The sequence below is a fragment of the Halobacillus sp. ABD4_316 genome, assembly GCF_056161385.1.
The window spans coordinates 422,710-444,986 of the sequence record NZ_JBSWZA010000002.1 but is presented as its reverse complement, the minus strand read 5'-3'; the positions used below and the strand labels follow the sequence as shown (position 1 = coordinate 444,986).

The following is a 22,277-nucleotide window of genomic DNA, read 5'->3' as shown; positions in this document are numbered from 1 at the left end:
TTCATGCAAACCCGTTATCAGCCAGCATCTTTTTGGAGATGGCTGTTTGCGGGTGCTCTTGATTCTGCCCACTCAGGAAGTGAGCGACATATTTTCCAATCATGTCACATTCGATATTAACTTTGTCTCCCGGACCTTTCCTGCCGAGAACGGTATGTTCCATCGTGTGCGGAATCAAAGAAATGGTGACACGATCCTCTTCTACTCCGAATACAGTCAGGGATGTACCATCAACAGCTATCGAGCCTTTATAGACAAAATAAGGAACCAAGTCGGACGGAAGCTGTATGTCGTAATAGACGGCGTTGGACTCCGGCCTTTTTGATACAATGCTGCCCGTACCGTCAATATGACCCGATACAAGGTGACCGCCGAACCGCCCATCTGCCGCCATCGCGCGTTCAAGATTGACATCGCTGCCCTGCTTTAATTCATGGATGTTGGTGGCGCGGTATGTTTCCGGCATCACATCAAAGGATGCGGTATCCTTCGTATAATCTGTCACGGTCAGACAGACACCGTTAATGGAAATACTGTCCCCAAGCTTGATATCTTCCAGAATTTTGGATGCAGCAATCTTTATCTCCAAAGCTTCCGTTTTACTTTTAACGGACTGCAGTGTTCCTATTTCTTCTACAATTCCTGTAAACATTAGGATTCCCCTTTTCTTATCGAAACAATTTTAATATCTTCTCCAAGCTGTTCGGTCGATACAAACTCAAAAGATGTCACCTGTTTCAACTGTTGGATGCCGCGGCCGGCAACCGGGGTCAGTGCTTCTTTTCCACCGATCAATTTGGGAGCAATATACGTAATCGTCTCATTCACCTTTCCTGATCTGACAAAAGCGTCGGCAATGGTGGCCCCTCCTTCAACAAGGAGAGAGGTGACCTTGTGCTTTCCTAAATAGCGCAGGACTTCTCCAGGATCGATGGTGCGGCCAAGCGGAATGACGTGGACATGGGCATGCTCTTCAAGAATCAGACGCTTTTCATCCGGTATATCCGCTGACGTGAAAATCCACGTTGGAGATTCATTATTTTGTATCAGATTCGAAGCAGTCGGAATACGAAGATGCGTATCGAGGACAAGACGGATCGGATGCTTTCCGCCACCCGGAATTCTTGTCGTCAATGTCGGATTATCCATCATGACCGTATTGATCCCGACTAGAATCGCGTCCGATTGATGACGATAGCGGTGTCCGTCCTGCCGCGCCTCTTCTCCTGTGATCCATTGACTCTCTCCACTGGCGGTGGCAATCTTCCCGTCAAGGCTCATCGCTGTCTTTAAACGGACATAAGGTTCACCTGTTTGAATGTAATGAAAGAAGGCACGATTCAGTTCATCTGCCTCGTCTTTCAAAACACCCGTCCGGACCTCCACGCCCTGCCGCTTCATCATTTCAATGCCCCGGCCGGAAACTTTAGGGTTCGGATCCGATGAAGCCGTAACGGCCCGGCGGATGCCTGCCTTCACGACAGCTTCGGCACACGGAGGTGTCCGTCCATGATGGCTGCACGGTTCAAGAGTGACATAGATGTCCGCGCCTTCCGCTTTTTCTCCTGCCATCCGTAGTGCGTGCACTTCCGCATGAGGTTCACCAGCCTTCACATGCACGCCTATACCGACGACTTGATTATCTTTGACCACAATGGCGGCTACTGAAGGGTTGGGACTCGTCTGGCCGACCGTTTCCCTGGCCATCTGTACAGCCATTGCCATGTACTGCTCATCACGCTCCATCTTCATCACCTGCTCTTTTTCCATAAAAATAACCCTGAAGAAGACATACTTCTCCAGGGTCTTAAACGTCATTTTTTTGCGTACAGCAAACAAAGGGTACACGTGTTGCATGAACGGTACCGATACGTTTCCACAACCTTCTCCCATCCAGACTTTAACTGTCGGCTTTGGAATTTCACCAAATCAGGGAGAACCGTGCTTAACACTGATTCTCCGTCGCGGGCTGAGAGCATAAGCTCATTACCGCCGGCTGGGACTTTCACCCGACCCCGAAGGTTTCCATATTCAGTTGAATTACTTTAAATATATATGAAATCCCCATCTGCCGCAATCCTTAAGGTTTAAACAGCACCCATTAAGGCTATGTACTCATAAAACTGACCGCCCTTATGATGGGCACACGGATAACTGTCCACCGGATTCACGCCGCTTTGTTGTGAAATCAACAGGATTCATGACAGCCTTTCAACATCCTCAACAGAAGATGCACCACCTGATTTTAACAATCCAATGATGTGTAAGCCTGCTCTTTTCACGAACCTCCTATTGTAAAGCAGAAGAAAATCAGCTAGTATAGATTTATCAGGAAAACGTTTGCATAATAAGATATATTTTTAGATTTTCATGGTTATGGTTATTGAATAAACAAGCTGTTTATTCAATCATTCTCACTGAGAAAACGTTTGCATATCACGAATGATTTTATTAGGAAAGAGGGGCTGTATATGGAACGGGTATGGTGGAAAGAAGCGGTAGGATATCAAGTTTACCCTAGAAGTTTTCAGGATTCAAATGGAGATGGGATCGGCGATCTGCAGGGAATGATCAGCCGTCTGGACTATTTGAAGGATATGGGCATTGATTTCATTTGGATCTGCCCAATGTACAAATCCCCGAAGGATGATAACGGTTATGACATTTCCGATTATCAGGACATCCTGGATGAATTCGGAACGATGGAGGATTTCGACGAGCTGCTTAAGGAAGTGCATAAACGTGACATGAAGTTGATCATCGACCTCGTCCTCAACCATACAAGTGATGAACATCCATGGTTTTTGGAATCCCGGAAATCCAAGGACAATCCCAAGAGGGACTGGTATATCTGGCGCGATGGCAGAGGCGGCCGCGAACCGAACAACTGGGAGAGTATCTTTGAAGGATCGGCATGGGAATATGACGAGGAAACAAGGCAGTATTACCTTCATGTGTTCTCCAGAAAGCAGCCGGACTTGAACTGGGAGAACGAAGACGTCCGCGAAGCTCTATACAGCATGGTCAACTGGTGGCTGGATAAAGGAATCGACGGTTTCCGCATAGATGCCATCAGCCATATCAAAAAGCGGCCGGGCTTTCCAGATATGCCGAACCCTGAAAAAGAAACGTATGTGTCCTCTTTTGATATGCATATGAACCAAAAAGGGATCCACACCCACCTTCAGGAATTCAAAGACCGCACATACGATAATTATGACGTGATGACGGTCGGAGAAGCGAACGGGGTAAGTGCCGATGAAGCGGATCAATGGGTCGGCGACAACGGAAAAATGGATATGATCTTCCAATTCGAGCACCTGGACCTTTGGGATCAGGATGCTGAACAGCAGCTTGACATTAAGGGTTTGAAAAAAGTACTGACCCGATGGCAGAAAGCTCTTGAAGGGGATGGATGGAACGCTTTGTTTGTAGAAAACCATGACAAGGCCCGTGTCGTTTCGACGTGGGGGGATGATCAAGTCTACTGGCGCGAAAGTGCGACGGCGATTGCAACGATGTATTTCTTTATGCAGGGGACGCCTTACATTTATCAAGGTCAGGAAATCGGCATGACGAATATGGCCTTCCCTTCCATTGAAGATTATGATGATGTGGCTGCGAAAAATTTATATCAGAACAAAAAAGCAAAAGGCATGGCTCATAAGGACATTATGAACATTCTCTGGAACACATCCAGGGACAACAGCCGTACGCCGATGCAGTGGAGCCGTGAAGCACAAGCTGGTTTTACAACCGGAAACCCGTGGATGAAAATCAACCCGAACTATACGTCCATCAATGTGGCTGATCAAGAACAGGACCCCCATTCCATCTTGAACTACTACAAAAAAATGATTGCCATGAAAAAGGAGCAGGATGTGTTTACGTATGGCATCTATAATCTTCTTCTTCCGGAAGATGAGCAGATTTATGCTTATACGAGGACGCTGGACAGTAAAAAAGCCATCGTCATCGTCAATCTGACCGATCAAGCAGCTGACTTTCAGTCGGAGGAGCCACTCAGCTCCAGTCAGCTGATGTTGTCCAATTCGATTGTAAACCATCATAAGAACGTATCCAGCTTCTCGTTGAAGCCTTATGAAGCGCGCGTTTACCTTATGGAGACGTAAACGAAGAAAGCTTGTAAAACCATGGTTGGTTTATAGTGGTTCTCTCTTCCTGCCAAGGCGGAGTCCTTTAAAAACGAAAAGCGGCCTGTATGCCATGCCATACAGGCCGCTTTTTTCTTCCCTTTCTGTCAGGAAGCAATAGTTACATCTGAGTCCAGCTCCAACGCTACATTTCCTGCAATTGCTCGTGAGATCATGCAGGACTTTTCCGCCTTTTCAACAAGACGCTGGAGTTTTTCCAACTCCTTCTCTTCTGCCTCACTTTTCAACACGACACGGGGACGGTGAATGATTTTCTTATAGGTGAAGACTCCGTCGGTCACATCGACCTGACCTTCCGAGGTCATATCCATTTCCTGAAGCGGCAGATCCGCTCTTTCGATCATAGCGGCCAGCGTAATGATGTAACAGGTCGCCGCCGCCCCCAGAAGCATTTCATCCGGGTTTGTTCCTACATCCGGTCCATCCATTTCTTTAGGGATGGAGATTTCTGTTTTCAATTTATCTGATTCGATCCGGCCGACTTCGTTGCGGCCGCCCGGCCAGTCTGCCTTTAAATGAAAATGATGTAATGCCAAAGCAGAACAACCTCCTTTTTATTTTTTCATAGCAATGAATGGATACGTACCTCCATTGGTCTTCTGCATAAACCGGTGGGTTTCTTTAAATCCAGCTCTTCGGTATACTTCGACCGCCCGCTGATTGAACTCAGCAACACTCAATGTAAAAAAACGGGCCCCATAGTGGCGCTCTGCAAAACTCAAACCAGCTTCCATAAAGGAATCTCCCTTCCCCTTTCCCGTTAGATCCGGGCGGAGTCCAAGACCTACATCCACCGTTTCTTCAACAGTCGGATGAAAGGTGAAGAAACCGATCAGCGCGCCTTCCCTATAGGCGCTGTACGTATGCGGACTTCTCCGATGAGGATCGATAAACTCACGATAATCTTCTTCATCGGCGGTCATATCGTAAAAATCATACGGCGGAGGATAATGCCACGCCGCCATTTCCTCGGCTTCCTGCTGGGTCATCCGGGAAAAAGTGATGGACATTATGACTCCCGCGCATCCCAGTCTTTCTTGAAGCGGTCCATTTTTATATGCAGCTGCTCCACCATTTGATGGACACGCTGAAAATCTTCCCGATCGAGTTCTTCTGGATCCATGCTCTCAACAACCTGATGCAGCATATCAATCCGGTTTTTCACATAACGGAATTGATCGGACGTATTTTCTACAGCTTTTCCCACCGTACATTCCCCCTTTTCTCTATTGTATCGTTTCTTTTATTTTCAATAAACCAAACGGCACTTTCACGCGCCATGAACGGGTGCGGAATGTGCCGTGCTTCAGCTGAGTGATACAAGAAAACCCGTACTACGTGCGATCATAGTACGGGTTTTCTCCTCAATGCCGGGCTCTGCCCTTTAAAATCAGGCTTGCTTTTCTTCCTTTTTACCGGAAAGGAACCAGCCCAGCACTGCAATTAAAACAAGGACAGAATAGAATATAATTTTCCACACTGTCGAATGAGCAAAGTGTTCATCAAGAATTTGAATATTCGGGTGGGCTAGCGTGGATACGACAAGCTTGATACCGACCCATCCCACAATGACAAAGGCGGCGATTTCAAGACCCGGACGGGATTGAAGCAGATTGACGAACACATTGGCCGCAAAACGCATGATGATAATTCCGATCATCCCCCCTGCCAGGATGACACCGAACTGTCCTCCATCCAGACTTCCGACGTTGGGAAGATCCGTTTCTGGAAGAGCAACAGCAAGAGCTACAGCAGCTAAGATGGAGTCGACAGCAAAGGCGAGGTCGGCAAGTTCGACTTTCAACACAGTCATCCAGAAGCCTTTCCCCCGCTCGGAGCCGGTATCTTCCTCTTCCTCCTCTTCCTCTCCGCCGGACCTCCATTTATCAATGAGGTGCTTGATCGAGATGAATAAGAGGTAGGCGGCACCAAGGGCCTGCACCTGCCAGACATCGACAAGGAAAGATATAATGAATAAAGAACCAAATCGTAAAATGAACGCACCAAGCAGTCCATAAAACAGGGCTTTCTTACGCTTTTCTTCCGGCAGGTGCTTTACCATAATGGCCAGAACAAGAGCGTTGTCTGCGGCTAGAATACCTTCCAGACCGACAAGTACAATCAAAACCCAGCCATACTCAATCAACAATTGAACATCCACAGTTTCACTCTCCTCATTTATACAAGCTGCCATTAAAAAATGGCCCCGACCAAAGTGGTCCGGGCCATTACATAGACCTTTACCACTGTGGGTAAAGGTCTCGCTAACAACGTACGTTGCCAATAAAGCCGGGGATGACTCCCGAAATGACGACTTTATTGTACCAGCTACTCCCCTTTAGGAATGCTATATCTTTCTTAATCATAGCATGAAGCCTTTTTTTGTCAATCATTCCCGCCCACATTATGGAATCACTTTAGTATGGGGACGGGACGGAATCCTTATACGTCGTTCATCAATCGTTTGATCCATTCGGGATAACACGCGTCCATCAGGCTTTCTCTTCAAATAAACGGGTGGTTTCGACGATGACCTCAGCCGCTTTTTCCATACTCTCCAGAGATATGTACTCATACTTTCCGTGGAAGTTTTCTCCCCCGGTGAAAATATTCGGCGTAGGAAGTCCCATGTAGGAAAGCTGTGACCCATCCGTTCCTCCGCGGATCGGTTGAATGATGGGCTTCACACCTTTGTTCTGCATCGCTTCTTCAACGATATCAACAATATGACGGACCGGTTTGATTTTGTCCCCCATGTTGTAGTACTGATCCTCCATTTCTACAGCCACCCGCTTTTCTCCAAGGCGTTCATTCATGTCAGCAGCCAGACCATGTAACCGCTGCTTTTTCTCCTCAAATTTTTCTTTATCGTGATCCCTCACAATATAGGAAAGCTCAGCCCGATCCACATTCCCTTGCAGGCCAAGGAGATGGTAAAAACCTTCATACCCTTCTGTATGTTCAGGCGCTTCTTCGGCTGGAAGCTGATTTTGGAATTCCAGAGCAAGCTTTACCGCGTTGACAAGTTTATTTTTTGCCGTCCCCGGATGCACACTGTTTCCGTTAAAGGTGAGCTTGGCGCCTGCTGCATTAAAACTTTCATACTGAAGTTCACCGAGCGGACCTCCATCAACGGTGTAGGCGTAGGAAGCACCAAAACGGTCGACGTCAAATTTGTGGGGGCCTCTGCCGATTTCTTCATCCGGTGTAAACGCCACACGGATTTTTCCGTGCTTGATTTCGGGATGTTGAATAAGATGATTCAGAGCCGTCATAATTTCAGCAATACCTGCTTTATTATCGGCCCCGAGCAGGGTCGTTCCATCCGTTGTGATCAACGTCTGCCCTTTATAGGCGGTAAGTTCAGGGAAATCTTCCGGGCGAAGCTCCACCTCTTCATTCAAAGGCAGCACCCCTCCGTCATAGTTTTCAACAATTTGAGGGTTTACATGTTCGCCGGTAAAATCGGTGGCTGTATCCAGATGAGCGAGAAAGCCGATTACCGGCACCTCTTTTTCCGTATTTGCAGGAAGGGATGCCATCACATAAGCATGGTCATCCACACTGACTTCACTCATCCCGATAGCTTCAAGTTCTTCGACAAGCTTATGAGCAAGCTCCCACTGCCCTTCCGTTGAAGGGGTACGGCCGGTAGTTTCATCGGATTGAGTATTCATTTTTGCATAGGAAACTAAACGTTCCAACAATTCTTTTTTCATCATTGATGCTCCTCCCATGTCTCTTTCGGGTAAACTTTCATACAGGAAAAGTAAATCTATTGCTTCCCCCCCGAAATTTGGTATCCTTATTATAACGAATATGCACGAACGTCTGAAAGCTGGAGCATCCAGCTTTTCTTCATTCTACATAAAAAGGTGTGTCTTATCTGTGGTCCAAAAAAAATGGTTTCAAGCCATCGTAACTGCCATCCTACTTGCTCTGTTGATTTTACTGCTGCATCAAATTCAGTTTTTCTTCGATCCGATCATGACCTATGTCGGAGCCATCGCCTTTCCTTTAATCGGTGGTGGGATTCTGTTTTATTTATCCCGTCCCTTACTAAAACTTCTGGAACACTACAAAGTGCCGAGAATTCTCGGAATTGTCATCATCTTCCTATTGTTCATTGTTCTCGGTTACATCATCACCCAGTTCATTGCTCCAATCGCCCAGGAGCAGTTCACCCGGCTCGTAGATAACATTCCGGATATGGCTGAAATGATTGGCGAAGGCGTAACATACTGGCAGCAGAATCAGGACATTATACCAAGTCAGTTCAATGCGACCATCGATAATGTGGCCAACAATCTGGAAACATATCTTCAGGATGCCTCCACGGTGGTCATCAACGTCGTCAGCCAGTTGATCAGTTTTGTGTTCGCTCTTGTCCTGATCCCGTTTTTCCTTTTCTTCATGCTGAAGGATGGTGACAAACTGATCCCGTTCATCAGGCAGTTCTTAGGAAAAAGAGCGGGAAAAAGCTTTGCTAAACTGGCTCACGATATCGATCATACGCTTCATTCCTTCATTCTCGGTCAGCTGACGGTCAGTATCGTTGTCGGTCTGCTGCTGCTTGTCGGGTATTTAATCATCGATCTTCCATACGCTCTGACCTTGTCTTTATTTGCCATGGTGATGAATGTTATCCCATTCGTCGGCCCCTTCCTGGCCGTGGTACCAGCCATCCTTGTCGGATTGTTCGAAGACCCCATCCTGGCTGTGTGGGTGGCCGTCATTACCATTATCGCTCAGCAGCTGGAAGGGAATTTTGTTTCGCCAAACGTCATGGGTAAAGCATTGAGCATCCATCCGCTTACCATCATTACCTTGATTCTCGCAGCTGGAAGCCTTGCCGGCTTCCTCGGATTATTGTTTGCTATTCCCACCTATGCGGTTATCAAGACAATTGTCCGTCACTTCTATCAGGAGTGGCTTGAACGGAGAACAGCTGATCACAGCTGATTATACAAACGCTCTGACCCGCTATTGTTTACAATAGGGGGTCTGCTTTTTTCATTCTATATCACCGAAGCGAGGGATTTTTTATGCATAAACCAAGATTATGGACCCGGCCTTTTATCTTTCTCATTCTTGCCAACTTATTTACGTTTATGAGCTTCCAGATGCTGCTTCCCAACCTGCCTCCGTATATCGAGTCGATTGGCGGCAGCACCCTTGAAGTCGGATTGATTACGACCACCTTCGCTTTTGCAGCGATCGTGATTCGTCCGTTTATTGGTCACCTCCTGATGACCCGGGCACGGAAACTGCTCATCCTCATCGGTGCCGGGGCCCTGCTCCTCCTGACGATGATGTATCCTGTGACACAGGTGGTCTTCTTCCTGCTGGTCATCCGCTTCATCCACGGCCTTGCGTGGGGATGGTCGACGACGGTCAACGGAACCGCCGCTGTTGACATCGTCCCAAGACGCCGTGTAGGGGAGGGGATGGGCTATTTCGGTTTATCCGTTACCGTCGGAATGATTATGGCTCCAAGTCTCGGTATCTACTTGTATCAGAACTATTCATTCTCTCTACTCATATGGATTTCCGCAGCACTCGGAATCATTGCGCTTCTTTTATTTTCTGTCACCCGCTTCACCACGCCTGAGCAGGTGTATGAAAACCAAAAAAATCCGCCTCGCTTCTCCTTCAAGGATGCATTAATCGAAAAGAGAAGCTGGTACCCGGCTCTCGTCACGATTCTCAACACGTTTGGTTACGGAGCGGTTGTTACCTACATTGTCATCTTCGGTAATGAACAAGGACTGGACGGAACGTTTCTTTTTTATTTCTTTAATGCCGTCCTTGCTACTGTGTCACGTCCCATAACAGGACGGTACTTTGATAAGCGGGGACCATGGAACTTAATAATCGTCTGTTCCGTCATATCTTTCATTGCCATGTGGGTGCTGGCAACAGCGGATTCGAATCTGGACCTTATTATCGCAGGAGCTTTATTCGGAGCCGGCTATGGATCCATGATGCCGGCACTCCAGGCCTGGGTCATCTCCAAGACCTCCATCGAGCGAAGCGGGATTGCCAACGGGATGTACTACTCCTCTATTGACCTCGGCATCGGTGCGAGTGCCCTCATCCTTGGGTTTATCTATCAATTTGTGAACACAGCTGCCCTGTTTAAACTATCCAGTTTTCTCTTTTTAGTCGTCATGGTGCTGACGATCATCGACTTAAAAAGGCAGACCGAACCGTGGCAGTCGCCTCAATAATAAAAGCCCCGCATCTCTGCGGGGCTTTTTCGTTATTCGGCTGCATTGATTTCTTCAATCAGCTTATCAAGAACTTCACCATCTACCGTGGATACTTCGTTGCGGTAGAAGTCGCGGACAGGTTCAGCCTTTTCTTTAAAAGCTTCACGCTGTTCGTCAGACAGCTCTACAATCTCTGTCGGGTTTTCCGTATCGTTCTTAATCGTTTCTAAATATTCTTCGTTCTGCTTCTTCTGTTCTTCAAATACCCAGTCCTGCATCTCCGTTACGGTTTCATCCACCATCGTTTTCATTTCTTCGTCAAGGCCATCATACCAGTCAGTGTTCACAGTAGTCATTGCCACGTAATTGTTATGATTCGACATTGTCATGTAGTCCTGTACTTCGTTGAAAGAAGCATCTCCGATGAAGAAGATCGGGTTCTCCTGTCCTTCCACTGTGCCACGGTCCAGGGCTGTGTAAAGCTCAGACCAGCTCATTGGTGTCGGATCAGCTCCATATGCTTCATAGGACTTCAGGATCAACGGAGACGTCTGTGTACGCATCTTGAAGTTTTCGAAATCCGCAGGTTCGGAAATCTCCTTACTGGATGTCCACTGCATCGCGCCTTCAGACCAGAAAGAAAGCGGCGAAATGCTGTGTTCCTCGTAAAGCTTACGAAGGTCTGTATTCAAAGCTTCGCTGTCGTTCAGGATATTCTGTGTCTTTTCTACACTTTCAGGAAAAAGGAATTGGAGCGCAAAGATTTGTCCTTCTTTCACCATATTCCCTGTGAACCCTGGAGACATGACAGCCATTTCCACGGTACCGCTCTGCAGCTGCTCGACCTGGTTTGTTTCACTACCGAGCCCTCCGAATTCATACACGTCGATATTAACAGCACCGTCGGATTTTTCATTCATACGCTTGGCAAACTCCTGGGCGTATTCATACTGGACCTGTCCTTCCACTTCCTCTGTTACGAACTTCCAATTATACGTCTGTCCGTCTCCCCCGCTGTCACCACTGCTGTCGTCACTGCCTCCACAGGCAGCCAGCACCAAACTGATTAACCCTAGAATAAGAACTGCTAATCCATTCTTTTTTCGAATGAGAATGACCTCCCTTTGTATTTAAACTCTCCTTTTCCTAAAGAAGGAAAAGTGACAGTTCGTCAAAAAATATGAGTAAGCCTGAGATGGCAAACAAAATGAGAATATACGGCGGTGTGCCCTTGATAACCTCCAGGTACGGTTTATTGAAGACCGCACTGGCTGTAAAGATATCTACTCCAAACGGCGGCGTAGCTGATCCCAGAGCCGCCTGGAATGTGATGACGACTCCGAGGTGGACCGGATCTATACCAGCACTCATCGCAGCCGGGTAGAAAATCGGCGTCAGGATAAGAATGACGACGATCGGGTCTACAAACATACAACCGATAAAGAAGAAGATGGTGACCATCAAGAGTACGTAAATGGCACTAGGATCGGTTCCAAGGACAGTTTCCGTAATCATCTGAGGAATCCGTGCAAAGGAAATGACCCATGTAAAAGCCTGCCCGCCGGCGACAAGGACAAAAACGGCTGATGTAACAAGCCCTGTAGACCTGGCGATTTTCGGGAGCTCTTTAATATGTACGGAGCGATAGATGAACACCTCAAGAATAAAGGCATAGAGCACTGAAACCCCCGCTGCTTCCGTAGGACTGAAGAGTCCTGTATAAATACCCCCGATAACGACAATTGGAAATCCGAGTGGCAGAATCGCTTTTCTTGTCATCGTCCACCGTTCGCTCCAGCTCGCTTTTCCTGCCAGCGGAATATCGGCCATTTTAGCGTAAATGATGCTGTAGACCGCAAAGCTGATGAATACGATGATCCCGGGAATGATACCAGCAATGAACAAGTCACCGACAGAGGTGCCGGAAACGAGGCCGTATATGATCATTCCAATACTTGGCGGCACAAGGAGTGCGACGTCACTGGAATTGATAATTAAAGCGATGGCTGATGGATCTTTATAACCGATTTTCAGAAGACGCTCTCTCATCGGCTTACCGATGGCGACTACTGTAGCCTGGGTTGAACCTGATATCGCGCCAAAAAGCGTACAGGCAGCGGCTGTTGTTACAGCGTAGCCTCCCCGGATATGACCGATGAACGATCCGATGAAGTCCAACAGGCGGTTTGATGTCTTCCCTGTAGTCATAATATCGGCAGCGAAAATGAATAAAGGTACAGCTAGTAATACGTAAGGTTCGATTCCTGTAGAGAATTGCTGCATGAGGATCATGGGGTCCAATGTTGGGAAATAGATAAACATGATGACTAATGGAGCTGCCATCAGTGGAATCATCATGGGAAAGTTTAAGAATAAAAGCACCACCATGATAATGAGCATAGTCGCGATCATATCGTTATCCTTTCTTGTATCCGATTTTTATAAATGCGTTCCTTCCAGATCATTTGTATCTTCGTCGTTGTAGTCCTTGACATCGGTTCCCAAGTACACTTCATCCCGGTTCGTAATGTTGATCCACATGTTTCTAAGGAACTGGATGCCTCCCAGCAAAAAACCGATTGGAATGAAGATGTAGAGGTAATAGGCCGGCATTTCCAGTGCTGAAGTCACTCTTCCTGACTCATACACGTCCTGTACATAAAGACTCGAATAATAGGCCAGGACAAACAGCACGGCTGCTGTGCCAAAGGGAATGAGAATAGAAAGGAATTTCCTCACCTTAAAGGGAGCCAGATCATAAAAGGCGGACATGCTGATATGTCTTCCTTTACGTGCGGCATAGCTGATCCCCATAAAGGTTGCTACGACAATGGCAATCTGGCTGACTTCATCAGCAAACGGAGGCGAATAGCTGAAAAGCGCCCGGCTCAGCGCCTTTCCAACGACCATTAAAGCAATAATAATAACCGCGTAGCTTAATATAAACTCTTCAATTTTTAATATGATTTTGTCTACTGCCTTAAAAACCTTCAAGTATGTAATCCTCCTAAATAGATCGAATGTAGTAGTTTTCAGGCCAATTACTAAACATCATACCGGAACCACGAAATTCACTCAAATCAGTATGAACAGAATATTTTGTACTAATTAACCAAATGGAGCCGCCAGATGGAAATGGATGGGTGAGAGTCCATTATGGTGCCGATAGCTCGTTCTAGATAAAGAATCCTTCAGTTTACCGCTTACATTTACAAAATATAACAGATTTATTTTCTAATTTTTATGAAAATGATAAACGATGGAGTCACTGATTTTCTTATAACCGATTTTTTTATAAATGGAGTTTGAGGTGGGATTGGCGAGATCTGTGTATAACGAGCAGAAGGTGTATCCCTGTTGAAGAAGATTCTTCGTTAAGTGCCAGACCGCCTGGGTGGCATAACCCCTTTTTTTAAAGGAGTCCGGTGTGAAAACCGCGTTGATGGTTGCCCCGTTTTTTGTTGTCCTGGCCCGACCTGCCATCGAAACCGGGATTCCATCCACCAGCCATAGAAATAAGCGCTGATCCCGGATGAGACTCTCTGTAAGCTCCGCGGCCCTTTCAACAACAAGGGGTTCATCTGTTTCTTTTCCGTACTGGATCATCCATTCCACCACCATGGAGTGGTGGGACATGTCTGCGCCCTGGAGCTTACCGCTGCTCTGAGGAATGTCATTCAATTCATCGAGGCGATGGACGCCCTGCTGCACATGGACCCGGGGGATGACAGAAGTCAGCTGCGTCCATTCTTCTACAAATGCGGCGGTGGATTTTTCATCTCCGATGACACCCGGCACTTCGCATTCCTGGTTATATAGATGACGGGCTGCTGCTTTAATGTAAGGAGTGGCATCTCCTCGTACGCTCGGCAGAATCCACAGATGAGGGGGTGTGCGTAAAGCCATGTATTCCGTCTTTTCCCCCTTCGTGATGCGGAGGGTGTAACAGGGGCCCTCTTCCCTGCCAAGCACGAAACGCTCCAGTACACCTAAAGGCAGATTATTTTCAGCTTCTCTTTGCAAGAGGAGTGGTTCCACCTTGGACAAGAACTCTTTAGGACTTTCGTCATTATGAATGATCATCAATTCTTTCCCCTTCCCCTTTAACTCTAAACTATTTTTTGTTAAAATTCTGAATATAAGATCGTTTTTCCATTATACGTTGTCAATAAATGGAGAACAAGATGAAAAGGAGTGATCCTGTGACTGAACAGGAAATTCGTGACCAAATCGCCTTCTTAAAATCAGACTATGTCCGAATCCAAGGCGATCTGGATAAACTGGAAGCCGCCGGTGGAAACATCCAAAATGCTGAACAGCAGCTCGCACGGATGGAAGAAGAATTAAAAGTATTAAATAAGAAGCTTGCAGAAGCATAATAAAAAGGAGAAGCCGGTACCGGCTTCTCCTTGTTTTGTATAGAATCCCAGTGCATCCTCTTGTCTTCAGAAATTCTGACCATTCCGTTTCCCGGAGGAACGTCTAAGTCTCCCAAGAAAAAACTCCATGCGGGTTCATGGACGTCCGTTTTTCCGGAGGAATGTTCTTTCATAATCGAAAATACGAACCTTCACTTAAGCAACCATAAAAGTTTTCGTATCCTGGCAGGGTCTCCATTACCTGTGCATGAACGGTTTTTGGACCATTTTAATAACTGTTAAGATCGTTTTCTGCTTATAATTCCGAACCGGACCATGCCGGCGGCGAGGAGCGTTCGGTGGTGACGCCTGCGGGAACAGCACGAGCCGAAGATCCACTTGGTCAAGTGGTTTCCTTGACCAAGTTAGCTGAGGCCGTGCCCGCGGCAAGCATCCACCGATAAGCGGAATGCTGTTTTCTCCACGACCTTACATCCACTTTTTCCATAGTCAAAGGAGAAGCCGGTACCGGCTTCTCCTTTTCGTTTGCTGCTTTATGATTTTTTCTCTTCCTGGTTCTTCCTCTGGCCTTCGAGCTTTTCCTGAATTTTTTCGAATTCCTTGCTCGGAGGCATTAAGGAAACGATCACATCTCCATTTTCAGGGCGGAATTCCATCCCCGGTGTAAAGAATTCAACTTTACCGGAGGTCCGTTTGGCGAATAGCAGCATCGCATGTTCATCCATATTCTTCCGATAATCTTCAAAAGAATATTGAGCCGTCAGGGTTGTTTTTCTGAACACATACCCATTTTCAACCCGGGCGTTCAGTTCTTCCCACGAAGCTCCTTCTTCAAACAGAACACGGCCTCCAATTGTATGAACAAGATCTTCCAAATTATCCCCTTCCTTATTGGAGAGGCTCAATTGGAAAGAGTTGTTCCGGCCAAATTCCGGCACGAATGTCGTACAGACCAGTGCATTGTAGGAATCCAGTTCTGTTGCCGCCACGAGGTATTCATAAGGCGTCATGTCGAGATAATATTCCGTCTGTTCAGAAAGGATCTCCCCGTGATAGGAGGCAATGCCTCTGGAACGCGCCCGTGACAGGCGCTGCCAGGAAGAGTCCGTAAGAAGTACCGGGATTTTCAAGTCTTCCAGCGTTTTTGCCAGGCCTGTTGTGAAGGCACTTCCTCCTGCAATCAACACCCCAGGCGGACCTTCCATAGACAAGCCCAGTTTTTTAGCGAGCCAGCCGATGGAAAATCCATGAGCCACAACTGTCGTAAAGACAAGGGCAAAGGTGAGGGAGATCAGTATGGATGCATCTTCATATCCACCTTCAAGAAGGATACTCGCAAAGTAACTGGCAACCGTAAGGGCCACAATTCCCCTTGGAGCAATCCAGCCTACGAGCAGTTTTTCTGATTTTGACAAATCGGTCCCGATTGTCGACAGGAAGATCGACAACGGACGAACGATAAATAACATCAGAAGGACAAAACCGATAATCCGGATATTAAAGATCTCCACCAGTGTATCCACCGTTAAGGAAGCTGTCAGCATGATAAAGATTGTTGAAATTAACAGCAGGGAGATATTTTCCTTAAAGTGCCTCATGTCCGCAATGGATGAAATATGCATGTTGGCAAGGGTCATCCCCATCGCAGTAACAGAGAGAAGACCTGTCTCATGCATGACTTCATCCGCTCCTGTAAAGCAGGCGATGACCACTGCGAATACGACAGGCGACTTTAGAAACTCCGGCACGTAGCCGGTTTCGAACATCCACCCTACGCCTTTTCCGCACAGCCAGCCAAGAAAGACTGCGAAAGCTGAAGCTAAAAAGAACATAAGCAGGGCCGATGGGTCATTGACAGTTAAAAACACAATGATTTCAAATGCGAAAACCGCAAGAAGCGCTCCGATCGGATCGACGATAATCCCTTCCCATTTAAGAATCTTGGCGGGTCTGGGTTTCAGTTTCGCCTGCCTGAGCAGCGGGAGGATTACGGTTGGTCCGGTTACAATAAATAAACCGCCGATCGTAAAGGCGACTGCCCAGGACAGCCCGGCAACATAATGGGCAGCAAAGGAACCGAGAATCCAGCTGAAGAATGCGCCGAACGTAACAATCCGGAACACCGGCCTCCCCAGTCCCCGAACTTCCTTAAAGTCAAGATTCAAACTGCCCTCAAACAAGATCACCGCAACAGCCAGGGAAATAATCGGTTTATAAAGATCCCCAAAGTCCTGTTCCGGATTCATTAAGTTAAATACAGGTCCAGCCAGCAGTCCGGCTATGGACATGACTACGATAGCCGGCAGACGGAAGCGCCATGCCACCCATTGAGAGCCGACGCCGAGAAAGCCAACCAGGGTCAATTGCAGTAACAGCGAATCGATCATGTAGTAGTCTCCTTATCTTCTATGTTTATCAACAGCCGTGATTGATGTATAGCCATATTCTATAACCCGGTTTTCCTTCTGTAAACTAACTTATCTTATCAGTTTTATAAAAATATCATGACATTCTTTCCCTGGTAATCTTAACCGTTTAAATTTTCAGACAAAAGGGTTGACATGGTATTCCCACCCTGATAACATTACTCCGGTGCTAATTGAAATTTCTTAAAATTTTTGATGGATCCCACGCCTATCGTCACTTCCAGACAAGCTGTGTTCATGTCTGGATAGGAGCGATTTTTTTTACGCAGAATATATAGACACCCTTGAGGAGGAAGCTGCTTTATGAGAGCCAGAGATACGCTGTTTATCGGATTTACACTATTTGCCTTATTTTTCGGCGCCGGCAATTTAATCTACCCTGTTACATTAGGAATTGAATCAGGAACGTCTTATACACCTGCTATTCTAGGGTTCGTCATAACGGGAGTCGGTATTCCCATCATCACAGTGGCTGCCATATCCCTTGTTCAAAACGGCGCGGTCCAGCTGGCCGGACGCGTGCACCCTCTGTTCGGAATTCTTTTTACTTCCATGGTGTATTTAGTGATCGGACCTTTCTTCGCCATACCAAGGGCAGCCAACGTTGCCTTTGAAACAGGCGTAGCTCCTTTTGTGAACGGAGAATCCCTGACGCTCTTTATCTTTACCATCGTCTTTTTCCTGCTCGTGTATTTATTGAGCCGCAACCCTTCCAAATTAGTGGATCGTATCGGTCAATTTTTAACACCTGCTCTGTTTCTGGCTATTGTCGCCCTTGTAATCGGCAGCTTCTTCGCCCTTGACGGTCCCATACAGCCGGCAGGTGAAAAGTATGCGGCCCAGCCATTCTTTACCGGCTTTGTGGAAGGGTACCTGACCATGGATGCCATCGCATCCCTTGCTTTCGGAATCCTTGTCGTATCATCATTCAGGGACCGCGGTGTTACAGAGCCCAGGCAGGTGACGCTCTCCACATTAAAAGCGGGGCTTGTCACAGCCGCCGGTCTGACTTCCGTTTATGTGGCTATCGGCTGGATTGGAGCTAAAATGGCGGTAGAAGGTACGTATGATAACGGAAGTGCGATCTTATCCGGGGCCGCCCAGATCATGTTTGGAGATACCGGTACCGTCCTTCTCGGTGTTATTGTCGGTTTGGCCTGTCTGACCACCTGTGTTGGACTGACCGTCGCCTGTGGACAGTTTTTCTCGAAGCGTGTCCGGAAGCTGTCGTATCATTCCGTCATTGTACTCGTGACCATCGTCAGTCTCGCTATTTCCAACATCGGGTTAAACCAGATCATTTCCTATTCTGTACCCGTCTTAGTGTTCGTCTACCCTATTACGATCGTCCTTGTTGGTCTGACATTCATGAGCCGGCTGTTCAACCACTCTTCCTATGTGTACCGTGGAGCCATCATTCTGACAGCTTTCATCGGGCTCTATGATGGACTGGCAGCATTCGGAGCCGATGTTTCCGCGATTACCCCGCTTATCAGCCGCCTTCCCTTTTATGAGCTGAACCTGAGCTGGTTGTTCCCGGCCATTATCGGTGGTCTTGCCGGCTGGCTGTATCAAACCTTCAAAGGGCAGACGAGAACGACAGAGAGTTACCAGAAATCTTAAGTATTAGAAAATCCCTCTTTCATGAAAGAGGGATTTTTTTTATTACTGATCAATGAGCGTGACGCTGACTTTCACGTCCAGGTTCTGTCCGCCCCCGCGATAAACCCCCTGCAGCGGGCTGACATCTGCATAGTCCCTCCCCGTACCGATACGGATATGCTGCTCAAGGGCTTCTACATTATTGGTCGGGTCAAGACCGACCCAGCCGATACCCGGAATCATGACTTCCACCCAGGCATGTGTAGCGGCATCTCCGACTAAGGCAGAGTCTTCCCCTACGTATAAATACCCACTTACGTAACGGGCGGGTATTCCCTGGGAACGGAGGACGCCAATCATAATATGGGCATAATCCTGGCAGACACCTGCACGAAACGGCCAGGACTCATACGCTTTCGTACTCACCTGGGTCGTACTTGTATCATAACGGAACGACTCGTGAATGTACTCCATCAACCGCAGGGAATACCGGACAGGGTCCTGCATCGGCCCAAGAATATCCTTGAATTCTTCAATCTGTTCTTTATATAAAAAAGTATAGGGCGTCTCATTAATATAAGCCAGGTAATGATTCCGGAACAATTCTGAATGGAAAATCGACTGCATCTCATCCGAACATTCAATCATACGGATGAATGGACTTTTTTGAATACTGACGGTGGAAATCGTTTTAAGAGTAAGGTGTTCATGTTTTTCCGGAATAAAAAATGTTTCCACATGGTTTCCCCATAAATCGATATGTTCCTTTGTCATGGAGGACGGCGTAATTTCCGTCCGGTAGGCAAGCAGACGCTGACATTCATCGGTTCTCGGTTTAAGCCGGATGTGATTCATGCTCTGGTCCACGAAATTATCATAATAGAAGGTATTGGTATGTTCGATTTGAAACTTCACTGGGTATTCCTCCTGATTGTTTTCTATTTCACCCGAACAGGTTCGATTAAGTAGTAGGTTTCCGAAAACATCCGGCTTAATGTCATACAGCGGTCCTGGAAGTGGTCAAGGAACTGCATCAGTTCTTCCATGCCCATATCTTCAATCGATGATTCTTCGATTTCATTTTGAATCACTTCCAGCATTTGAAACAGGTTTTCCGAGTAGTGTGAGACTTTCCCATCCTCCAAATTAGTCACAGCCTCAAGGACATGATCCATACAGTACTGAATCGAGCGCGGGAAATTCCGTTCCTTAATAAGGAAGCTCAACACATTTTTCGGCTCCATCGTCGGTGGATGTTCTTTAATATAGGCATCATACCCATTCAGAAAATGGAGAGCCGTCAGCCAGTGGTAATAATGATGAGTGCCCCCGTCGGTTTCCTTACGGTTTTTCTCACAGGTAACGTTCAGGATGCGCGCCATTTTTTCAGCCCGCTCCAGCCATTTTCCGATTTTGATGAATGAATAAGGCGTACCACGGCTCATGCTTGATTCAATCACTCCCTGGGAGGTCATGGATGTCTGGATTACCCGGTTTAAATACTGCTGGGTATGATCCCTGGTGTTCGGAAGCTCCTGCCAGTCTTTTTGATCGAGGTGGAACTGATTCAGCACTTCCCATAATTCTTCGGGAAGGATGTCCCTTGTCGCCCTTGCGTTTTCCCGGGCATAATTCATCGTGTGCATCAGGGAATTGACGTTGAGCGGACTGATCGTCAAATACTGGATCATCGTTTCCCGATCCATCCGTTCATAAAAACTGTAGTAATCCGCTGTAGAAGCACAGACTTCCAGAATTTCCTCCCATTCCTTGTCCAGCGCATCTTTGCTGGAAGCCTCCAGCATATGAATCAGCTGTACTTTCAATACCCGGGCATTGTTCTCAGCCCTCTCAATATTTCTTGACATCCAATACAGCGAATCCGCTACCCGGCTAAGCATGTTGATCACCACTTTCTGAAAGAATCCATGTATCCTTGCCGCCTCCACCCTGGGAAGAGTTCACGACGAGCGATCCTTCCTTCAAGGCTACTCTGGAAAGTCCGCCTGGAAGGACGTTCATCTGCTCACCACTCATGACAAAGACGCGGAGGTCCACATGACAGGGATAGAAGCGTCCTTCCTGATACGCAGGAGCTCTGGATAATTTAATGGTCGGCTGGGCAATATACCGGCTCGGATTCTCCACGATCTTTTTCCTGAAGATTTCCTGTTCGCTTTCATCGGACTGTGGACCGATAAGCATATCGTATCCACCGGAAGCACCGACATTTTTAATCACCAGCTGGTCGATATTCTCCAGTACATAATCGAGACGCTCCGGATCACTGAGAAAATATGTTTCCACATTGGGAATGATCGGATCCTCATCGAGATAGAAGCGGATCATGTCCGGAACATACACATACATGGCCTTATCATCAGCCACGCCGTTGCCGATCCCGTTCAAAATCGACACATTCCCTTTCTTATACGCTCTCAATAATCCGCTCACACCGAGCATGGAGTCAGGGCGAAAGGCTTCAGGATCGAGAAAATCGTCATCAATCCGGCGGTAGATGATATCCACTCTCTGCAGACCGCGGGTCGTTTTCATATACACCATATCATCCTTCACCACCAGGTCACGTCCTTCCACAAGCTCGATCCCCATCTGCTGGGCAAGAAAGACATGATCATAATACGCAGAATTATAGATGCCCGGGGTCAGCAGAACAGCTGTCGGTTTCTTCCCGGGCTCGGCATTCAACGGCACCTGTGTGATCAAGGACTGGTGAAGTTCAGATAATTGATGTTCCAGTGTCTCAATAGAATGCTGATTGAACAATTCCGGATAGACCTGCCTCATGACATACCGGTTTTGAAAAACATAGGACATGCCTGATGGATTGCGCAGGTTATCCTCCAGCACCCGGTACTCTCCATGCTCATCCCGGATCAGGTCCACCCCGGCAAGGAAGATATGATTGTTCAGCGGCACGCGCACCCCGCCGATCTGCTTATCATAATAGTACGGGTTGTTTTCAATCAGATCCCTCGGAATCACACCGGCTTCCACGATACGCTGTTCATGATAAATATCATCGAGAAAGTGGTTGAGCGCCGTCATCCGCTGCTTCATGCCTTTCTCGATCTTTTCCCAATCTCCGCGCGGGATAATAATCGGCACAAAGTCAAAGGGCATCGTTCGTTCCGTCCCTCCGGTATGACTGTAAACCGTAAAGGTGATCCCCTGCCTGAGAAAATTCAACTGAGCGGTTTCATGTTTATTCATCAGCTCTCGTTCATTAAATTGATGGACCAATTGATAAAACCATTGGTAATGACTTTTGGGCTGTCCATCTTCCTTCATCATTTCATCAAAGTAGACACCCGTTTTATAATTGGTTAACACGACCTCTCCTCCGTTTCCTATGTAATCACTATCCTTTACCCTAAGTTAACAAAGATTAGGCCGAAATTGTAAGAAAATTAGTACATTTAACAAAAAGCCCCAGAATTCCTCAAAATTCGAGGTTTCCTG

General features: G+C 47.1%; 20 protein-coding genes and 1 riboswitch. Of the genes, 5 read left to right on the top strand and 15 right to left on the bottom strand.

The annotated features are described in order from the left end of the window. Position 1: 1 nt before the first annotated feature. Together ribE and ribD are read right to left on the bottom strand one after the other, a co-directional pair. Complete coding sequence (gene ribE / locus ACXAJH_RS09255; RefSeq protein WP_474969810.1) at positions 2 to 652, bottom strand: riboflavin synthase; 651 nt, start codon at positions 650 to 652, stop codon at positions 2 to 4. Next, entirely contained in the window at positions 652 to 1,746 is a 1,095-nt protein-coding gene (gene ribD / locus ACXAJH_RS09250) for a bifunctional diaminohydroxyphosphoribosylaminopyrimidine deaminase/5-amino-6-(5-phosphoribosylamino)uracil reductase RibD (RefSeq protein ID WP_474970447.1), read from the bottom strand. The genes ribE and ribD overlap by 1 nt, the downstream gene beginning before the upstream one ends. Before the next feature lie 131 nt (positions 1,747 to 1,877). Next, positions 1,878 to 2,027, bottom strand: a riboswitch (FMN riboswitch). A 444-nt stretch (positions 2,028 to 2,471) separates the two neighbouring features. Here ribD and ACXAJH_RS09245 point away from each other — a divergent pair. Continuing rightward, a complete protein-coding gene (locus ACXAJH_RS09245) occupies positions 2,472 to 4,133 on the top strand; it encodes a glycoside hydrolase family 13 protein (protein ID WP_474993714.1) in 1,662 nt (553 codons plus the stop codon). Between the two features lie 128 nt (positions 4,134 to 4,261). Here the strand turns inward: ACXAJH_RS09245 and ACXAJH_RS09240 are convergent, their stop codons facing one another. The 5 genes from ACXAJH_RS09240 to pepT form a co-directional block, all read right to left on the bottom strand. Then, a complete protein-coding gene (locus ACXAJH_RS09240; protein WP_474969812.1) occupies positions 4,262 to 4,711 on the bottom strand; it encodes an OsmC family protein in 450 nt (149 codons plus the stop codon). An 18-nt stretch (positions 4,712 to 4,729) separates the two neighbouring features. After that, a complete protein-coding gene (locus tag ACXAJH_RS09235; RefSeq protein ID WP_474969813.1) occupies positions 4,730 to 5,185 on the bottom strand; it encodes a GNAT family N-acetyltransferase in 456 nt (151 codons plus the stop codon). Next, positions 5,185 to 5,382 (bottom strand): SE1561 family protein, encoded by a 198-nt coding sequence (locus ACXAJH_RS09230; RefSeq protein WP_027953328.1) that lies wholly within the window; start codon positions 5,380 to 5,382, stop codon positions 5,185 to 5,187. Before ACXAJH_RS09230 ends, ACXAJH_RS09235 begins: the two co-directional genes overlap by 1 nt. A gap of 183 nt (positions 5,383 to 5,565) precedes the next feature. After that, positions 5,566 to 6,336, bottom strand: coding sequence for a TerC family protein (locus tag ACXAJH_RS09225; RefSeq protein ID WP_474969814.1), 771 nt, complete (start codon positions 6,334 to 6,336; stop codon positions 5,566 to 5,568). Between the two features lie 331 nt (positions 6,337 to 6,667). Then, on the bottom strand, positions 6,668 to 7,894 hold the full coding sequence (gene pepT / locus ACXAJH_RS09220; protein WP_474994125.1) for a peptidase T: 1,227 nt from the start codon (positions 7,892 to 7,894) through the stop codon (positions 6,668 to 6,670). Between the two features lie 169 nt (positions 7,895 to 8,063). Between pepT and ACXAJH_RS09215 the strand changes: the two genes are divergently transcribed. Further along, entirely contained in the window at positions 8,064 to 9,137 is a 1,074-nt protein-coding gene (locus ACXAJH_RS09215) for an AI-2E family transporter (RefSeq protein ID WP_474969815.1), read from the top strand. Between the two features lie 83 nt (positions 9,138 to 9,220). Continuing rightward, complete coding sequence (locus ACXAJH_RS09210; protein ID WP_474993712.1) at positions 9,221 to 10,405, top strand: MFS transporter; 1,185 nt, start codon at positions 9,221 to 9,223, stop codon at positions 10,403 to 10,405. A 32-nt stretch (positions 10,406 to 10,437) separates the two neighbouring features. On the opposite strand, the gene ACXAJH_RS09205 is transcribed toward ACXAJH_RS09210, so the two are convergent. From ACXAJH_RS09205 to ACXAJH_RS09190, 4 genes are all read right to left on the bottom strand, one after another. Then, complete coding sequence (locus tag ACXAJH_RS09205) at positions 10,438 to 11,448, bottom strand: DctP family TRAP transporter solute-binding subunit (protein WP_474990228.1); 1,011 nt, start codon at positions 11,446 to 11,448, stop codon at positions 10,438 to 10,440. 85 nt (positions 11,449 to 11,533) lie between these two features. Beyond that, positions 11,534 to 12,799 carry a TRAP transporter large permease gene (locus tag ACXAJH_RS09200; RefSeq protein ID WP_224869181.1) on the bottom strand — a complete coding sequence of 422 codons (1,266 nt, stop codon included), beginning with the start codon at positions 12,797 to 12,799 and terminating at the stop codon, positions 11,534 to 11,536. A gap of 27 nt (positions 12,800 to 12,826) precedes the next feature. Further along, positions 12,827 to 13,381 carry a TRAP transporter small permease gene (locus tag ACXAJH_RS09195; RefSeq protein ID WP_027953335.1) on the bottom strand — a complete coding sequence of 185 codons (555 nt, stop codon included), beginning with the start codon at positions 13,379 to 13,381 and terminating at the stop codon, positions 12,827 to 12,829. Between the two features lie 240 nt (positions 13,382 to 13,621). After that, on the bottom strand, positions 13,622 to 14,470 hold the full coding sequence (locus tag ACXAJH_RS09190) for a GNAT family N-acetyltransferase (RefSeq protein WP_474969818.1): 849 nt from the start codon (positions 14,468 to 14,470) through the stop codon (positions 13,622 to 13,624). A 119-nt stretch (positions 14,471 to 14,589) separates the two neighbouring features. Here ACXAJH_RS09190 and ACXAJH_RS09185 point away from each other — a divergent pair, with 119 nt between their 5' ends. Next, positions 14,590 to 14,766 carry an SE1832 family protein gene (locus ACXAJH_RS09185; RefSeq protein WP_281658913.1) on the top strand — a complete coding sequence of 59 codons (177 nt, stop codon included), beginning with the start codon at positions 14,590 to 14,592 and terminating at the stop codon, positions 14,764 to 14,766. A 533-nt stretch (positions 14,767 to 15,299) separates the two neighbouring features. Here ACXAJH_RS09185 and ACXAJH_RS09180 read toward each other — a convergent pair. Further along, positions 15,300 to 17,153, bottom strand: coding sequence for a cation:proton antiporter (locus ACXAJH_RS09180; protein WP_474970825.1), 1,854 nt, complete (start codon positions 17,151 to 17,153; stop codon positions 15,300 to 15,302). A gap of 342 nt (positions 17,154 to 17,495) precedes the next feature. Between ACXAJH_RS09180 and brnQ the strand changes: the two genes are divergently transcribed. Next, positions 17,496 to 18,815, top strand: a complete 1,320-nt coding sequence (gene brnQ, locus ACXAJH_RS09175) for a branched-chain amino acid transport system II carrier protein (protein ID WP_474969820.1) — start codon at positions 17,496 to 17,498, stop codon at positions 18,813 to 18,815. A 42-nt stretch (positions 18,816 to 18,857) separates the two neighbouring features. On the opposite strand, the gene ACXAJH_RS09170 is transcribed toward brnQ, so the two are convergent. From ACXAJH_RS09170 to ACXAJH_RS09160, 3 genes are read right to left on the bottom strand one after another with little or no spacing between them, the layout of a single operon-like run. Then, the gene (locus tag ACXAJH_RS09170) at positions 18,858 to 19,709 is read right to left on the bottom strand and encodes a transglutaminase family protein (RefSeq protein WP_474969821.1); all 852 of its coding nucleotides are present in this window, start codon (positions 19,707 to 19,709) and stop codon (positions 18,858 to 18,860) included. 23 nt (positions 19,710 to 19,732) lie between these two features. Further along, complete coding sequence (locus ACXAJH_RS09165) at positions 19,733 to 20,695, bottom strand: alpha-E domain-containing protein (protein ID WP_474969822.1); 963 nt, start codon at positions 20,693 to 20,695, stop codon at positions 19,733 to 19,735. Beyond that, positions 20,688 to 22,148 carry a circularly permuted type 2 ATP-grasp protein gene (locus ACXAJH_RS09160; RefSeq protein WP_474990235.1) on the bottom strand — a complete coding sequence of 487 codons (1,461 nt, stop codon included), beginning with the start codon at positions 22,146 to 22,148 and terminating at the stop codon, positions 20,688 to 20,690. Before ACXAJH_RS09160 ends, ACXAJH_RS09165 begins: the two co-directional genes overlap by 8 nt. Between the last annotated feature and the right edge of the window lie 129 nt (positions 22,149 to 22,277).

Coding starts and splice junctions, on each gene's coding strand:
- ACXAJH_RS09245 (WP_474993714.1), top strand. CDS start 2,472: ATGGAACGGGTATGGTGGAAAGAAGCGGTAGGATATCAAGTTTACCCT.
- ACXAJH_RS09235 (WP_474969813.1), bottom strand. CDS start 5,185: ATGTCCATCACTTTTTCCCGGATGACCCAGCAGGAAGCCGAGGAAATG.
- ACXAJH_RS09165 (WP_474969822.1), bottom strand. CDS start 20,695: ATGCTTAGCCGGGTAGCGGATTCGCTGTATTGGATGTCAAGAAATATT.
- ACXAJH_RS09180 (WP_474970825.1), bottom strand. CDS start 17,153: ATGATCGATTCGCTGTTACTGCAATTGACCCTGGTTGGCTTTCTCGGC.
- ACXAJH_RS09200 (WP_224869181.1), bottom strand. CDS start 12,799: ATGATCGCGACTATGCTCATTATCATGGTGGTGCTTTTATTCTTAAAC.
- brnQ (WP_474969820.1), top strand. CDS start 17,496: ATGAGAGCCAGAGATACGCTGTTTATCGGATTTACACTATTTGCCTTA.
- ACXAJH_RS09190 (WP_474969818.1), bottom strand. CDS start 14,470: ATGATCATTCATAATGACGAAAGTCCTAAAGAGTTCTTGTCCAAGGTG.
- ribD (WP_474970447.1), bottom strand. CDS start 1,746: ATGGAGCGTGATGAGCAGTACATGGCAATGGCTGTACAGATGGCCAGG.
- ribE (WP_474969810.1), bottom strand. CDS start 652: ATGTTTACAGGAATTGTAGAAGAAATAGGAACACTGCAGTCCGTTAAA.
- pepT (WP_474994125.1), bottom strand. CDS start 7,894: ATGAAAAAAGAATTGTTGGAACGTTTAGTTTCCTATGCAAAAATGAAT.
- ACXAJH_RS09210 (WP_474993712.1), top strand. CDS start 9,221: ATGCATAAACCAAGATTATGGACCCGGCCTTTTATCTTTCTCATTCTT.